The following is a 17,368-nucleotide window of genomic DNA, read 5'->3' as shown; positions in this document are numbered from 1 at the left end:
TATGTTTAAAAAAATTACGCTGGTTACTATTCTACTATTCACGCTAAATGTTTCAGCAGAAAAATATGGATTGATTATAGCCATTGGAGATTATCCAACAAAAACGGGTTGGTCATCTATAAGTTCAGTCAATGATGTTCCTTTAATAAAACAAGCGTTATTAAGTCAAGGCTTTCCTGAAAAAAATATTAGTGTCCTTATTGATGCAGAAGCAACTAAAGAAGGAATAATCAAAGCGATTGAAAGTTTAAAGTCCAAATTAAAAGCTGGAGATATCGTTGTGATTCACTATTCTGGTCATGGCCAACAAATATTTGATGATAATGGAGACGAAATTGACGGTAAAGATGAAGCTTTAGTACCATATGATGCTTGGGTCAAATACACATTTAATTACAAAGGAGAAAATCATTTGCGTGATGACGAATTAGGAAACATTATTGCGAATTTTCGAAATACTTTAGAAAGCAAAGGACAATTGTTATTCATTTTAGACAGTTGTCATTCAGGTTCAACTACAAGAGGAAGAAAAGCACGTGGTGGAAAAGCAACTTTTGCTCCAGATGATTGGAAACCATTAGAAAATGACAAAACTAAAGGAAGTGCTATGGTAGAGAGAACTAAAGTAAACGCTGATGCTGCTCCTTTTGTTTTAATTTCTGGAGCTTCTGCTGATGAATTGAATTATGAATACGAAGGTTTTGGTTCCCTGAGTTATGCTTTTTCAAAAGCAATGACTGAATTGGGAAGTGATTTTACCTATCGTCAATTGTTTTCAAAAATTGCTACTAATATGAATGTGATTTCACCTAAACAAACTCCTACAGTTGAAGGTGATGTGGATTATAAATTATTTAATGGTGAGTATGTAAAACAACAACCTTATTTTGAAATTGCTAAAATTCCAAATGCAAATTTAATACACATAAATGCTGGAAAAATACAAGGCCTTTTTGAAGGAACTACTGTGAAAATTGTTCCAGCTGGAACTACAAAAGTAACTGATAAAGATGTTATTAGTACAGGAATTATAACCAAATCAAACTTCAATCTTTCATTCATTAAGTTAGATAAAAGCTTAAGCAGTTCCAATACAAAAGAATTTTGGGTAATAATTGACAAACAATCGTATGGAGATATTGCTATTAAAGTGTTTTTTGATGATTCATTTAAAGATACTTCTATCAAAACTGGTGTTTCAAACTATTTAAAAGATAATAAATTAGGTACTATTGTTTCTAATGTTCAAGATGCAGATGTAATCCTTGATAATAAAAATAATACTGTTGAATTAAAATCTCCAAGTGGATCAAGAGCTATCGATGCTGATGAAAAGTCAAGAGGAGCAACTACAGTAGAAGAAATCAATCAAAAACTCTTCAACTTTGCTCAAGGACAATATCTCAAAAATTTGAGTTTAAAGAATCAAGCTTATGAAATGGAGTTTAAATTACTTCCAATCAATTATAGTGATGAAACTGGAAAAGTTGGAGATTTAATTTCTGAGCCTAAAAATATTAATGAAGCTGGTATTTTTGAAGTTGTTCCTGATAAAGACCATGTAGTTTTACAAGTTACTAATAAAAGTAAAAAAACGTTATACGTTAGCATTATAGAAATTAACAGTAAAGGGGAAATTGCTCCATTCATGCCAAACGACAACTGTCCTTTAACCGATGACGAACGCAAATTAGCTCCAGGGCAAAGTATGATTTTCAAAGATTGTGTGTATTCTTTTGGTCCTCCTTATGAAAGGTTAATTTTAAAAGGTTTTGCAACCACTACTCCAATCAACTTTCAACCAACTGTTGCAACCCGTGGTGAAGGAGCTAGAAATGCCAATCCATTAGAAAATTTTATCCAACAAAGTTATACGCAATCAAGAGGTGCAACAGGTAATAGCACCGGTAGTGATATTGATGGTTTTACTACTGAGTTTGTTTATGAGATTGTTAAAAAGTAAAAATATGAGATTATTTAAATTTTTATTATTGATTTTAATTACTATTACAAGTAGTATTTCTTTTGCTTCAACTATAGAAAAATCTGGTCCTAAAACAACAAAAATTAAAAAAGAAGGAAAAATTTTTATTATTACGGTAGAAATTAATGAAGTTGACTTTAAAGGAAATATAATGACCTTTAATACTGAAAAGGATCCCATACGATTTATTGAAAAAATAAAAAAAGATTATATAAATAACAAAAAAGAAATATTAACTAATCGATTGAATAAAAACACTACTAATGATTTAGAAAGTGAAAAAAAAATTAAAGACTTACTAGTTAATAATGATTATTGGGATAAAAAATGGTTAGAAAATCTCGGTGGTATATATTCTTTTACTATAAAAAATAAAAAAAGTGATATTATAATAGCTTTTAATACTTTTAGTCAAAAAATAAAATCAGAAGATATATTGATATTCTACTTTGCAGGAATGACAGATGAGAATAAACTTCTATTATGTAATAATGAAACTTTAAATTCCAATGAATTATTTTATATATCTGAAAATATATTATGTCAAAATCAATTATTTTTTATTGACAGTTGTGGGGGAGAAAAATTTGCAAGTTCTTTACAAGCTAAAGTTTTAGATAATTCTAAAAATTCTGCATTCTATAATTCAAATAAAAATTTTTTAGGCCTTAATGGTTTAGCATACGAAGATGGTGATATTGGTGGTCAATTCACATCTTGCTATGTATTGAATGAAAAAGCAAATATTATTAATATTTTTGAAAATAATAGTAAAAGAATAAGTTTTTTGTATCATCTATATCATTACATTGAAACTAAAAATTATAATATTAATATTGCCTATTTTGCAGAACAAGATTATTTTTATAGAATTAATGACGAAAATGATTTGAGTAGAGGGAGCTCTGGTAATGAAGTTAATAAAAAAACTACCTCAAAATTTACAATTAAAAAAGGTCAAACCCTTAGTTTAATTATTGGTAACAATAATTTCACTTCCTCTTTTTCAAAACTAAAAAACACATTAAACGACAGTAGGAAAATTAATGAAATAATGAAAGAATCGTTAGATGGTGAAGTTATTTATTTAGAAAACATAACCGTTGACGATTTTAGAAATAAGTTTATTGAGATTAAAAAAGATTATTCCTTTGAAGAAGGCAGTCAATTTCTAATTTTTATTGCTTCTCATGGTGCAAAGGACGAAAATGAAATTGGTCAAATTGTTTTTACAGATAGCTACTACAATAAAGATATTTTAAAAAACACATTTCCTATTACAGCCTTAAAAAAAATTACTTCAACATTAAAATGTACTAATAGTCTAGTTTTAACTGATATTTGTTATAGTGGTAAAATGTTTGATGAAGAAACTTGTATTACTCCTTCAGTTATTGAAATACCTGAAAATCATCATCTTTATTCTATAGGTGGAAAACAAGATTTATTTAATAATTATTTAAAAGAAGATTTGAAAGGGCATTTATTTATTGGCTCTTCATTAAATCAAGAAGCAGCAGATGGAACAAAAAATCACTCTCCTTTTGCACAAACAATTATTGATTTTTTTGATAAAACCAACTCAAATACAACTGATTCATCTCTTCTTATTAACAATATTAAGTCAAATATAATGAAGAATGGATCAATTTCAACGCCCATTTTTTGTGCATATAATTCAAATAAAGATCAAGCAAGATTCTTTTTTATAAAAAAATAGATTTTTAGAGTTTATTTTATTTTTTGTAATATGAAATATATACTAATCATTCTTCTCTGCATAACTTGTTCAATATCTATTGCTCAAGAAGACGCAAGAGGCTCCAAAAGCACTAAAACTGAATCTTCAAAAGAAGGTACAAAACGTGCTTTAGTTATTGGTATTTCAGATTATATTTCCAAAGATCTAACACTCAATTATGCAGATAATGATGCATATATGTTTAAAGATTATTTAAGTCAGATTGAAAAAGTAACAGATGAAAACATCAGCTTTCTTGCCAATGAAGAAGCAACTGGAATGCGAATTTCTCAAGAACTTAAAAACATCTATTCTAATTCCAATTCTGGTGATATTGTTTACATTTATTTTGCAGGTCATGGTGATGTAATTGATGATTTTGGAGATAAAGTAGGTTATTTATTAGCTGCTGATGCCAATTCACATCAAGAATATAATGGTGTTGGTGGTGTGCTTCCCCTAGCCTATTTAAATGAAAAAGTAATTCCAAAATTAACCGAAAAAGGAGTTAAAGTATTTTTAGTTTTAGATGCTTGTAGATCTGGTTTTATTTATAAAGAAGGAACACAAAAAAACATGGGAGCTATTCAAGCTATGTTTGAAAACTCTATTAAGTTTTTAAGTTGTGGTCCAAATGAATTATCTTATGAAAGTAACGAACTTAAACACGGTTACTTTACTTATTATTTGGTAAAAGCATTAGCAGGTAATGCAGATAAAAATTCAGACAACAACTTACAATACAACGAAATAGACGACTATTTATACAATAATGTAAATAATATAGTTTCAAAAAAACACAAACAAAATCAAATCCCAATTGTTCGTACGGAAAATACCAGAGCCGTTTACAAAGCAGTTACCCAAAATGAAAAAACAATAGTCTTTACAGATGTTTCTAAAGACAAAATTAACAAAGAAGTAAAAGCTAGAGGATCTATTAAGGCAAAAAACGAAAGTCCTGAAATAGCTAAAATCACAAAAGAATTTACAGAAGCTTTAAACCGAAAAGATTATTATGGCAAATCATTAAGTGCTTTGGAACATATCAAAGCTGCAAAAGAGAATAAAAATATTCCAACTGCATTAATCACAAAAATGGAAGCTAAATTAGTTGATAAATTAGCTTCAAATGCTCAGACACTGATTAATGATTATATTGATGGAACAAAAGAATTACCTCTAGCAAGTGAGTTTCTAAAACAAGCCAAAAACTTAGAAATTTGTTTAGAATTAATGGATGAAGAAGACTACTTGTATAGTCGCATAAAAGCAAGCAAGTTACTATTAGAATCATATGCTGTCATTAAAAGCAAAAATTATTTTGGATATGCAAAAGCCAAAAGTAAATTAAAAGAAGCGTTGAACATTGAACCTAAAGCAGCTTACATTCACAATGCAATAGGTTTAATCTATAATTTAGAGCAAAAGACAGATAGTGCTCATTATCATTTCAATGAAGCTAAAAACCTAATTAAAACATGGTCTGCTCCTATTAATAATTTAAGTGATAATCTTGTATTGCAAAATCGTTATGAAGAAGCTAAACAACTTATTGGAGTTTCTTTAGGAATGAATGGTTCTGATGCTAGTACATTTGCTAAACTAGGAGAAATTTATGAAAACGAAGGAAAATATCATTTAGCTGAAGAACAATACAAAAAAGCCATTGTTATAAATCCTGAAAACACTTACTTGTTGCAAAAAATCAGTACGCTTTACAAAAATAAAGGGAATGTTATAGAATCTCAGAAATGGTTTGACAAAGCCATTAAATCAGATTCTTTGAGTACTATTTTTAATTATGGACTGTTAAAATACATTAATGAACAAAACATAGATAAGAAAAGAGCTGAGAATATGTTTATTGATGCTATTGAGAAGAATCCTCATACTTCTGAACTATACTCCCAGTATGGTGATTTTTTGTCCACAAATGTATTCAGAACCAACCGAAACAAATTAGCGGATTCTCTTTATACAAAAGCAATTAACAAAAACCCTTTTAATGTTTCTGCTTATTCTGGAAAAGCTTGGCTTAATTTTAAGATGAGAAAAAAAGAAGAAGCCAAAGCCTCTTTTGAAAAAGGAATAAGTAGTAACCCCAACAATGCTGAAGCTTATTTTAATTATGCCAATTATCTCAATGAAGCGCTAAAAGATTATACGACTGCCAAAGAATATTACCTAAAAGCAATTGAAAAAAATAAGCTTTATATACCAGCTTATACAAAACTGGTCGAATTATACAATAACCAAAAACAACAAGACAATTCAATAAAACTACTTAAAGAAGTATTAGAAAAAAACAATGAAGTTCCAGATTTATGGAATTTATTAGGAGATAGTTATTTTGTATCCAATAAGTATACAGAAGCCATCGTAGCTTATAAAAAAGCGATTGAAATTGATAATTCTTATGCAAAAAGTTATTCTAAATTAGGACAAAGCGAATTAGAAACCAATCAATTTGAAGCTTCTAAACAGAACTATTTATTAGCAAATACTTATGATCCTTATCAAAACAAGAAAAGTGACATTGCTACTTATATTCTTTCAATAGCTCGAAATAAACTGCAATTTGGAACTACTGGAGAAGCTAAAGAACTTTTTAAATTGGCTTATGAAATTGATGAGTCTGTTGAAAAAGGAATCCCTTATGCTGAACATTTATATTTGCATCAAGAACCTCAAAACGCTTATACAATTTGTTTAGAGTTATTAAAGAAAGAAGTTTCAAAAAAGGAAAAAATAACTGTTTATGAATTAGCTATAAAATCGGCCATAGATGTAAATGATAAAGAATCTTGCAACAAATACATGAAATCGTTAGTTGAAGAAGATCCAGAAAAAACATATATGTTATTAATGGCTGTTTATTGTAAGTTCATAGGAAATACTAATTGTTATAATGATGCTATCAATAAAGTAAACCAAAAGCTTTTAAATTCAACTAAGTTGAGAGAAATATTTAGTGATGCTACTATTAAAAACTATATTTATAATAAATAGTTTACTCCAACAAAAAGAAAGCTGCCCATTTTAGAGGTTCCTCTCTATATTTTTTACTCATTTCTAATTGCGTTTTACGGAACGATTCTTTTAAGCTTAAACCAGAAAACCAATTAGTGTATAGCAATTCCATAAATTCAGCTGTTTCTTTATCTGGAACCTGCCAAAGACTCATAATAATTTTGCTTACACCAGCTTTTTTAAAAGCACGTTGCAAGCCATAGACTCCTTCACTCCCATTTACATCTCCTAAACCTGTTTCACAAGCAGATAAAATTACCAAATCTGTGGCATGTAAATCCAAATTTGAAATCTCTAAAGCCGTTAAAATACCATCTTCTTCCTCATATGGATTACTACCATTGACCCAAGCATAATTTGCACCATAGAAAAGTAATCCTGAACGCAACAACGGATCATCAGAAAATTTGAAAATGTTATCTTTTAAAACAGAATTCGCATTATTTTTTTCACTATTTGGAAAGAAAAAACCGTGAGTAGCTATATGAATCACTGAAGGACTTTTAGACTCTATTGCTTTAATTGTATCTTCAGTAGCCATTGAATCAGTAAGAGATTGATAGCTTACATTGTTTTTCTTAAATAAAAGTTGAATACTTTTAATTTCTGATAAAGTTGCAGGTAAATAACTCCAAGATTGTTTATCAGATTGATTTTCAAATTTTATTCCTTCTTTTGAATTTTCATTTTTAACATTAATATTTTTATTGATATCATAATCATACTTTACACCTCCAATAAACAATGTATTGTTCAATTTTGGTTCTACTTTTTTAGTAGTAAGATCAAATGTATTGTTAAGTTGAACCAAATGATAATTTTCAATTAACATCAAATTGGCTTCATTAGTTAATAATGCCATTGGAACCTGATGCAATATACCATCTAAAGCAAAATAAACAGTGCTTTGCGGTATTATGTATGTTTCAAGTGGTTTCCAAATAACTTTATAAAGTTCTTTTGCACCAAGTTTTGGTCCTATTTTACTAGCTGTTGAACCACGAGTATTAAAAGTTTCATTCGGATTTAACTTAGATTCTTTTAAAAGATTTTTTATAGTTTCTTCATCACCAATAATAACTAATTCAGGATAATTGTTTTCTTTTTTAATCAGATAAGCTACATATACAAAATTGGAGTTTTCATCATTAAAATCAGAGATATCAATTTTAGAAAATTCAACGGCAACTTCATCCGATTTAAGATTAGCTTGAACCGTTTTAAATGATTTTTTAAATTGATTGCTATAGTCTGTTTTAAAATTAGAATTATATAAATCAGTTAACTCATTTTCTAAGTTAATAATTTCCATGTTTAAACCCTTTGCATCTTCTTTTTGCAGCACGTTATTTTTTACAAATTCGTTCTTTTTTTGAAGATACAAATTGATTAATTCATCAACTTGAGAATTATTTAAATCTGATAATTTAGTAACCAAATCCTTGGAAGTGTTTAACAAAAGACCTTTCAACAAGAGTTGGTTTTCATAATTTAATAAAGCTAATTCTTTATCGTCTTTTAAAGTATACCCCACTTTTTGAAAGAAATTAAAACTCTTTTCTAGTGTAGTCAAATAAGTGTTTTTAGGCTTTTCTGAAGCAAATTTAAAAAAGTCTTTAACTTGATTAACTAAAATAACATTACATTCTTTAATCAAAGAAGGTAAGTTTGCATATTTTTTCTGAAGGAATAACGACTCAATATAATTTTCTAAAACAGTAGCGTATTTGGGTGAATTTTTACCGTATATTTTTTCAATTCCTTTTAAGGTTTCAAAAAGTGTTTTTTCTGCTTCTGTGTATTTCTTATGAATCAAGTATAAATTCCCAAGAAGTAAATTATTTTCCCAATAAACAGCAGAAGATGTATCTGAATTAAAAGCACTATTTTTAACTATGGTTATCGCTTCATCAATTTTATCATCTTTAATTAAAATGGGAATTAGGTTTTCTAAACAGGCTTGATATTGCGGACTTTTTTTATCGATTTTTTCAGCAATAGCTAATGCTTGATAAGACAACTTCTTTGATTCATTTTCATCAAAAAACCAAAGTAAATAAGCATAATTAGAAAGTTTATTTGCATACTCTAAAGAATTTTCACCATAAACTTCTTTACTCTTATTTTTGGCTTTTTCGGATAAGTTTTTAGCAAAAGAAGTATTTCCAATTTCATAATATAGAGAACTTAATATATCATAATAAGTCACATCATATTCCAAATTATTGGCTTCTAAACGTTGATTAATTTCAAGGGCTAAATTAGAATAATTAATAGCTGATTCATAATCATATACTTTAGTATAATAAACAGCTAACCCCATATAAGCATTGGCTAAAGAAGCGTCAAACTTATTATCTTCAGCAGTAGAAAGAATTTCAACTGATTTTTGTAGAGATTTTTCAGCTTTTACTAATGCTCCTATTTTCAATTGAATCATTCCTATACTTTGAAGAATATGAGCATAATTTACATTATTTGAACCATACTGTTTTTTTATATAATTCAACGACTCTTCATAAACAGCTAAAGCTTCATCAAATCGTCCTAACCCTTCATAAATAAAAGGCAGGTTATTGTATCTTAAATTATTGTAATATACTTCAGGAAAAGTTGGTTGTTTTTTTAAAATATCCAGACCTTCAGTAACATAACGTAAAGCCATATTAAATTCCGCAACTTTTAAAAATGCTCCTGCAATATTGGTTAGCGTAACCCCATACTCTATACTATTTTCTCCATAAATTTCTTTGGCTAAAGATTGTGACTCTAAATAAGTGTTTTTTGCTTTTTCAAATTGCTTTAAATCCAGATAAACACCACCTAAAATACTCAATATCAAAACATATTCTTCACTTTTTTCTCCATATTGATTTTTAAAAATAGTCGTAGCTTTGATACTATTACCCAAAGCTTTAGTAGGATTTACATCTGCATAAAGAACAGCTAAATAATAACAGACTTGTCCTACTTGTATAGACGATTCTCCATAAGCAGTTATTCCATATTTATAAGCTAATTCTAAATTTTTAATTCCATTGGCAATATCCTCGTTTTCGATACTGTGCAATCCTGTATTAAAAGCAGCTGAAAAATCTTCTTCTCTGTTGTTTTGTGCCAAAGAAACACTACTCCATAAAAGGGTAAAAAAAATAATCTTTTTAATCATACTAGTACAACCTTAATTTAAATGTTTTTTTAATTACAATAAGATACTTACTCTTCTGAACATATTCCATAAGATTCACAGAAGGTTTCGTTGATTTCTTGTTGCGTTAAACCTAAACTAATTAATTCATCTATAAGAGATTGGTGCTCTTTTATAATTTGTTGATACTCATCATAAGTTAAGGTTTTAAAACTATAAAAAGGGATGTTTTTTAAGTTAGGAAACTCATCATCAGTAACAGCCCATTTTAAATTATTCTCATTTTCAAAGATTTCATTATCTAGATAAAACCCCATTTCATTGCTCTTTGTTTCAATTTTTAGTAATAATTCATCCTCCTGATTACAAATAAATAGATACTGTGAAGTTGCTAAATCGTTTTCCCATTTAAAAACTATTTTTAATCCTTCTATGGATGCGTTATTAGGAGGATATTTCATTAAAACATCACCTCTAAAAACTCCAGCAATTGCCTTTTTTTCTTTCTTTTCATTTGTAAGCTCTGACCAAATAAAGCTAAAATATTTGGCAGTTAGTCCTGATGAATCAGTTTTTTTCTTGTTAGAAAGAATAGTTTTGAATGTATAGCTTCCAGGTTTATTTAATTCAAAAACAGAACCCTTGTCATCTATTAAAATCAATTTTGATGTTGAAGAAAGTTTAATGTTATCTTTTTTTTGAATTAACATTCCTTTGTACAAAGATTTTGCTTTTTTATTTAAAATAACTGTACCACTAACCTTATACACACATAGACTTTCCTGTGCTGCAGTAAGTTGAAATAAAAGCAAAAAGAAAACTACTTTAATAAATAACTTTTCCATTTCCAGCGTTTTTTAAGATAATTTAATGAGTGTTCATATAAGGCAACTATTTCGAGTCCTAGTAATGATAGTATAATAACTGTTTCAATTTGAATATCTACATTCCATTTAAATAGTACAAAGGAAAAATACACCAAAACAATTGTTAGGGCTAATCCATAAAATTTAAGTATGAAATCATAAAGTGTTGATTTTTTTTTGTGCATAATAAGAGAAAAATAAATACACATAAAACAACATAAGAAAGCAATACAATAAACCATTGCTTTAGGAACTTTATACATAAAATTATCCTCCATCAACATCTTAATAATATTTGCATGAATTAAAATACCAAACATATCAGGAATTGATTTTCCAGCATATTTTGGATTCAATGGTGTAAAATGTTTGTCCTCAATGTCATTAACATTTCCAGTGGGAACACCCAAATAACCAAACAAAACAATAGAATTTTCTATAGCAGGTATAGTGTCAGCATAAATGATTTCGTCAAGGTCAAAAGTTAAAAAAGAATTCTGATTGGCCGTATAATTAATGCTTTGTACACGTTCCAATTTTTCTTTAGTGTTTTCATTTAAAAGTCCTGCCATTTCACTTATTTTTATAGGAAAAGCATAATCAATTTGATTCTCTGACTTTTTAATTCCTGTAAAATCTCTTACTACAGCATCTTGTTGATTTAAATTTATAAAACCTAGAGCGTCTGTTCTAAAATAAGGGTCACTACTTATTATCTTATTTTCCTCAATGATATAAGCAGAAACTATATTTTTGTTGTTTTGCAATGCTTGCTGTAAAACAGCATCCATTATTGAATCTTTTTTATCTTTAAAAATGATATCTAAACCGATGACCTTAGCTTTATTTTGAGCAATTTTGTTAATTGCAATCGCAATATCTTCTCTATCATGATTTCCAATATTTACAATAATAATTTTATGGGTTGGTTTCTTTTCTATAAAATTTTGTGACGTGTAAATATCTGTAAAGCGAAAATCTTCAATAGCTTTTTCAAATGGATCTAGAAATTTTATATTTATAAAAAATGTCAATAATAAAATAGCTACGAACACCGAAGTTAATGAACAGATTAATGCATCTCTCCATAGATAAAATTTTCTTTTTTTACTCACGGCTCTATTTTGAACGTTATTACACGTTAAATTTAACAAAAAATTATAAGTATAAAAATTTTAATGCAAAGTTAGTTATGCTTGTATTCAAAAATAAGAATAACACAATCCTATTTACCACAACTTCAATGCTACATTTTTATTCATTTCTCTGATATCAGGAATTTGTTTTCCATTGGTTAAGTTTGCTACTTCTTTCATTATTTCAGAGATTATATTTTCTGTCAAAACAACATCTTGTTTTGTATTTTCTTCTGTTTTTAAAAAACCTCCTAATTTGCTGTCTAAGACTTTTAAATAAGCTGTAGTAAAAGCACCATTTCCTAGGGTTTCGTTTTCATAGGCAACATCTCCTCCAGAAGAAGCGGATAAAATAGTCACACCACTTGTAGACAAGAAATCATCAAAAACTGAATTAACCATATCCGACATTTTAAAGCTTTTCTTTTGATTTGTAGCTTTAGATTTACTTCCACGCTCTCCTTTTGCTGCAGGTTCATTTGATGTATTAGTTTCTGAACTAGCCAAGTCTAATGTATTACCTGAGTGACAAGAATCCATTAACAATAATTTGTTTTTAGACGGTGACTCTTTTAGCTTGTTGATAATGAAATCAAATCCAACTCCTTTTTTAGAAACGTTGCTAAAATCCATATCATGTGGAGCATAATAGTAGTTATTATTACTATCTAAAACACCATGACCTGCTAAGAAAACAATGACCTCATCTTGTGGGTTTACTTTACTAAAAAAGCTTTCTAGATTATCTTTAATGGCTTTACTTGTAGCATTATCATTGATTAAATACTTCACCTCAACTTTTTCAAATGAAAATGGAGTAAAGTTGTCTAAAGTATTATCTGAAGAATAACCATTGCTTTCTAACAAGCCTTTAGATTCTTTAATCCAACAAGGTTTAGAATCATAAATAGAAACTCCTTTAATCGTAAAATCTCTATCGTTAAAAGTTTCTGTGTATAATTCTTTTCCTTCAAAGGAATAAGTTGTTATTTTATTGTGGTAATTATCTCCTGTAGATTGTAAAACCGTAATCTTATCACCAGAAAAAGTAACTTCATCTCCATATTCAATTTTAATAGGTAGTTCCGAGGGAACAGCCTTATTTTTCATATCAACAATAAATGTTTTATCATTGGCCGTGTAAATTAGTTGCTTACCATTGAGTGAAACACATTTGAAATTAGGATTAAAAACATACTCATCCTCAACTAATTTTAAACTTTTCTGCTCTTTATAGTTTTTTAAATCAATAGTGATTTCTTCTACTTTTGTTGAATTAACGTTACCTACTGAAAGCTGAATAGTACCATCACGTTTATCATCAAAATACACCCATTTATTGTTGACTATAGGTTGAATTAAATCATATTGAAAGTTCTCTTTTACATTAAAAGGTAATGTAATCTTGTCAAAGCTTTTTGATTTTGGATTCAATTGATAAAAGACATTATCTGCATCATTAATGTAAAAAGCTTCTGAGTCTGGATTGACATATACAACATCGTTCATGGAATAAGTGCTTAACTTAAACCCTTCAGGCAACTGTATTGGTTCTACAGTAGCTTGTTCAAAATCCCATATAAAAGCATTCTCATAGCCTATTTCAATCCATTTCTTATTATTGGTACTAATAGAAAATAACTTCCCCACACTTGAATAAGTTTCTAAATGTTTTTTTAAATGGAATGATTCTTTATCAAGTAGTGAATTTAAGGTAAACTTCTTACCAAAGAATTTCTTCTTATAATAGGCTTCTGTGGTTGCATCTAAATTGCCATACAGATTAGCAATATCTAAAGCATCTTTATCTGCAAAAGTTAAACTATATTCGTTTTGTTCATAATCAGAAACTCCTACAGCAAGCACATACAAATTAGACTTTGTATTAGTATTATCAACTATACTGGTATTAGTTATAGTTGTTTTAGGAGCTTTTTGTTTATAATTTACATCCAAGTTCTTTTTACTTGATCTTAGCTCAATCGCTTTAGACAAAACAGCAACATATTCTTCATTGGGTTTGCCAAAAACACTCAATACTTCTTTGGGGTTAAAGACTTCTTTATCTGCTTGATCTAAACTAATCTTTCCAGTAGCATTTGAAGCAAATAAAAAGTTACTCGCATCGGTGTTACTAAAATAATACCCATTTGAACTGTAAAAAATATGTTCCTTATCTGAAGGATGAAACATAGCTCCTAGTTCTTCAAAAGTATTGGTATCATAAATACTAATTTTTCCATCTGCAAAACTTACCATTATTTTGGTTGCATCTTCATTTAAGGAGATTGCTTTTGGAGGTTTTGCAAAATAAACTGGCATCAACTTGTCTTTTATCATCAAACCAACATTTTCCATAAAAAGGGCTAAGGTTTCATTTTTATAACTAACATTGGTTACATAGGCACAATCATGCTTTTGGTAGATGTATTTTTTTGAATCATCTAAATCTAAAATTATAGTTTCTTTATTGCATTTGTCGTAGGAGATGCTACTAAAAGCATTGGCAATCATAAAACCTGTATCTTCAACAGCAAAAAGGGTATAATTTCCTTTTGTTAGCTCTAATTTAAAAACATTATTCTGATTGACATCAAGAATTTCTGCTACATTGTTTTCATTAATAGTCAAAATATAGTTTCCATTATTAGAAATTTTAACTTCTTTATACAAGCCTGAAAGTTCACTGCGTTTTTGGTCTTTGATAAACGTAATAGCTTGTGGTTTTACATAGCCATAATTGTTATAACGCTCTTTGCTTAGTAGCAGTGTTTTAGTTTTTTCATTATAATCTAATACTTCTTGTAAGTAGTCTTTCTTTAAATCATACAAAACGTCTAGCTTATCATTTATTAAATCATATTGATAAATGGTGTTCTGTCCTGTTGAATAATTCGAATGGAAAAAAGCGACTTTACCCGTGGTGAAATTATAATGACTTATGTTTCTATTTAGCTCTTGAATCTTAAAGTTTTGTTGCAAATAGTCATTAAAATTAAACTGTGCATAGCGATCATAAAACGTACCAGAACTATAATATTTCACATTAGTTGACATAGCTCCTATTTCATTGCCATACACCATCCAATTGTCATCAGGAAGAAAAGAACCTACATAAAAATTAGTAGAGATATGTGGATAGACATCTTTTACTTTAAACTTAGCTGCATCAAAAACCTTAATCTTAGCAATGCCTTCGTTAAAATTAATTAAGTTGTTGGCAAATAATAATTCTTTCTTTGCATTATCATACAAAACTGCTTCATAGGTTTGGTCTACTTCACATCTTTTAAAAGCATACGTTCCCTTTTCGTAAGTTAGCAATAAAGGATACAAAGACATCATAGAAGTAGTAAGTACTACTAACTTATCCTTTTTAAAATAATCAGCTACCCGAATGGAATGCAAAGTAGTTGGATAAGAAATAGAAGTAGCTGGTTTAGCAGTTGGTATTCCTTTATTGTATGTAAAAACAGCCATTATATCATCTTCTTCAGAAAAGGCTACAGCTTCTATGGTAGTTGTATCGGTTGCATTAAATAATTTAACTACCTTATACTTAGATTCTAAGGATTGTTCCCAAACCACTGTTTTATCAGTTAAGTTTACACAAACCATATTTTGATCTGCAGGATGCATTTTTTGTTCTACATAGATAATATGATTGTTATCTTCTGTTATATAAGCCGAAACTACCTTTTGCTTGGTTTTAAGTTGTACGTTAGTACTATTGGCTAAATCCAAAACCAGCAAAATATGGGTATAATAGTCTTCTGAAGTAGTAAATACCTTATAACGAGATTTAGTTTGATTGACAATAGATCCTTTGAAAGCAGATTTGCCCAAAGTTTCTGAAGAATTATAATCCAAATAGAACAAACTATCTTTACTCTTATAAACTATAGCTCCTTTTTCTCCTAAGAGCTGCATGTTTTCTAAAAAGTAACCATCTGAAGGTTTGATAGTACGTTTATAGGAATAAGTATCTAAATCATATAACAATATCTTACCCGATTGATCAGCAGTAATAAAACCCTTGCCATCTAATGTAGGGATGATGTCAGTAATTTGAGCAGCATGATAATCACTTAGTGCTACTTTGGCTTGTTGGGCAAAAGCTAAATGCAAACAAAAGATACATATCAGGCTTAGTCTCATTACTTCATCACTTTTTCAATTACCGAAGCACCATCTTTTACAATCTTACTTTTGTTATCATCAAGAATACCTGGTAGTTTGTTGATGTATTTGCTTTTTCCTCCTTCAAACTCTTCTACTTGGACAGTAACGTTTAAAACCCCGTATTTTCCGTTGTTTTCAATCTCGGTAGTAATTGGAATGTCATAATACCAAGGAGATAAAATAGGACTCGCTATTTGGTTTTCATAACCATATTTTAGGTTTCTAAACTCATAAGCTTGTTCAATTAAGGTTTTAGACATCGGTGAACCATCAGTACTTCTCCATTGTCCTTCAATAGAAATCGAAACTTTAGCGTTTAGGTTTTCATCCGAATAAATACGTGTTTTGGAGAATAGAATACGTAATTCATTAAAACTTAAACGCGTTACACCAGGGTTTTCTGGATCACTAACAAACTCAATCACTGCATGGAAGTTTAATAAATCATCTTTTTCTTCTCTTATGACTTCGTCTAGCATCAAACTAGCACTTGCTCCTCTTGATTTAGGGATGGCTTGGTACTCTGATTTAATCTCACTGCTAAGCATTCCTTTTTTATCCGCATCGGTTGGTTTACCGTACTTTTTAATATGGATTTGGTTATATGTTTTTTCTATTTCACCTGTATCAGTGTTGTAGTAATCGTTTATAGATATCGACTTGGTATAAGAGTTAGATAATGACTTTGAGGTCTTTTCAGCAAAATAATTAGCTCCTAAAAATAAACCTTGTAAAGCTAAATCAATAGCTCCTCCTCTAGTGGCTGGCTTTTTTAATTCTACAATAAACTCTTCGTTGGCTTTAATGTTTGATTTTTTGTGGGTTGAACACGAAACAAGCACTACTAAAGTAATGGCCAATACCAGTTTTTTTACAGTTGATATCATATAGAAAAATGTTTAAGGGTTACACAAATATATATAAAAGTTATCTTAATAAGAAATAGTTAATTTAGTTTATAGTTATAAGTTTGTAGTTATAAGTTTACAGTTGGAGATAAAGTTTAAAACCTACAAATTCTCACCCACAATCTTGTCATCCAGACAAAGGAAGGACCTCACTAGAAACTCCACAAAAGAAGCAACAGAAAACAGATAGCAGACAACCCTACAACCCTCCACTACAATCTTGTCATCCTGACAAAGGAAGGACTTCACTAGAAACTCCACAAACCAAGCAACAGTAAACCGTAAACTTAAACTAACCTTAACCTGACTTGACTATTGAGACCCTGAAACGAATTCAGCTTGACAAGTTTGCGAGTAGTTTTAACGCAAA

At 29.1% G+C, this 17,368-nt stretch carries 8 protein-coding genes; 3 read left to right on the top strand and 5 right to left on the bottom strand.

Annotation, left to right across the window (positions count from 1 at the left end; genetic code table 11):
• Position 1: 1 nt before the first annotated feature.
• Genes AABJ49_RS12450 through AABJ49_RS12440 form a run of 3 tightly spaced genes read left to right on the top strand, consistent with a single transcriptional unit; the run spans position 2 to position 6,737 of the window.
• Entirely contained in the window at positions 2-1,963 is a 1,962-nt protein-coding gene (locus tag AABJ49_RS12450; protein ID WP_338378610.1) for a caspase family protein, read from the top strand.
• Positions 1,964-1,967: 4 nt separating this feature from the next.
• Entirely contained in the window at positions 1,968-3,704 is a 1,737-nt protein-coding gene (locus tag AABJ49_RS12445; RefSeq protein ID WP_338378609.1) for a caspase family protein, read from the top strand.
• A 30-nt stretch (positions 3,705-3,734) separates the two neighbouring features.
• Entirely contained in the window at positions 3,735-6,737 is a 3,003-nt protein-coding gene (locus AABJ49_RS12440) for a tetratricopeptide repeat protein (protein WP_338378608.1), read from the top strand.
• A 1-nt stretch (position 6,738) separates the two neighbouring features.
• On the opposite strand, the gene AABJ49_RS12435 is transcribed toward AABJ49_RS12440, so the two are convergent.
• The 5 genes from AABJ49_RS12435 to AABJ49_RS12415 all read right to left on the bottom strand — a co-directional run bounded on the left by AABJ49_RS12435 (position 6,739) and on the right by AABJ49_RS12415 (position 16,977).
• On the bottom strand, positions 6,739-9,927 hold the full coding sequence (locus AABJ49_RS12435; RefSeq protein ID WP_338378607.1) for a CHAT domain-containing tetratricopeptide repeat protein: 3,189 nt from the start codon (positions 9,925-9,927) through the stop codon (positions 6,739-6,741).
• Between the two features lie 47 nt (positions 9,928-9,974).
• Complete coding sequence (locus AABJ49_RS12430; RefSeq protein ID WP_338378606.1) at positions 9,975-10,751, bottom strand: hypothetical protein; 777 nt, start codon at positions 10,749-10,751, stop codon at positions 9,975-9,977.
• Positions 10,727-11,887, bottom strand: coding sequence for a CHASE2 domain-containing protein (locus AABJ49_RS12425; protein ID WP_338378605.1), 1,161 nt, complete (start codon positions 11,885-11,887; stop codon positions 10,727-10,729). The genes AABJ49_RS12430 and AABJ49_RS12425 overlap by 25 nt, the downstream gene beginning before the upstream one ends.
• Positions 11,888-12,001: 114 nt before the next feature.
• Positions 12,002-16,066, bottom strand: a complete 4,065-nt coding sequence (locus tag AABJ49_RS12420) for a caspase family protein (RefSeq protein ID WP_338378604.1) — start codon at positions 16,064-16,066, stop codon at positions 12,002-12,004.
• Positions 16,066-16,977 (bottom strand): hypothetical protein, encoded by a 912-nt coding sequence (locus AABJ49_RS12415; protein WP_338378603.1) that lies wholly within the window; start codon positions 16,975-16,977, stop codon positions 16,066-16,068. The genes AABJ49_RS12420 and AABJ49_RS12415 overlap by 1 nt, the downstream gene beginning before the upstream one ends.
• Positions 16,978-17,368: the final 391 nt, after the last annotated feature.

It is taken from the genome of uncultured Flavobacterium sp. (assembly GCF_963922255.1).
GTDB lineage: Bacteria > Bacteroidota > Bacteroidia > Flavobacteriales > Flavobacteriaceae > Flavobacterium.
The sequence above is the reverse complement of the archived record's forward strand: the minus strand, read 5'-3'. Positions and strand labels throughout refer to the sequence as shown.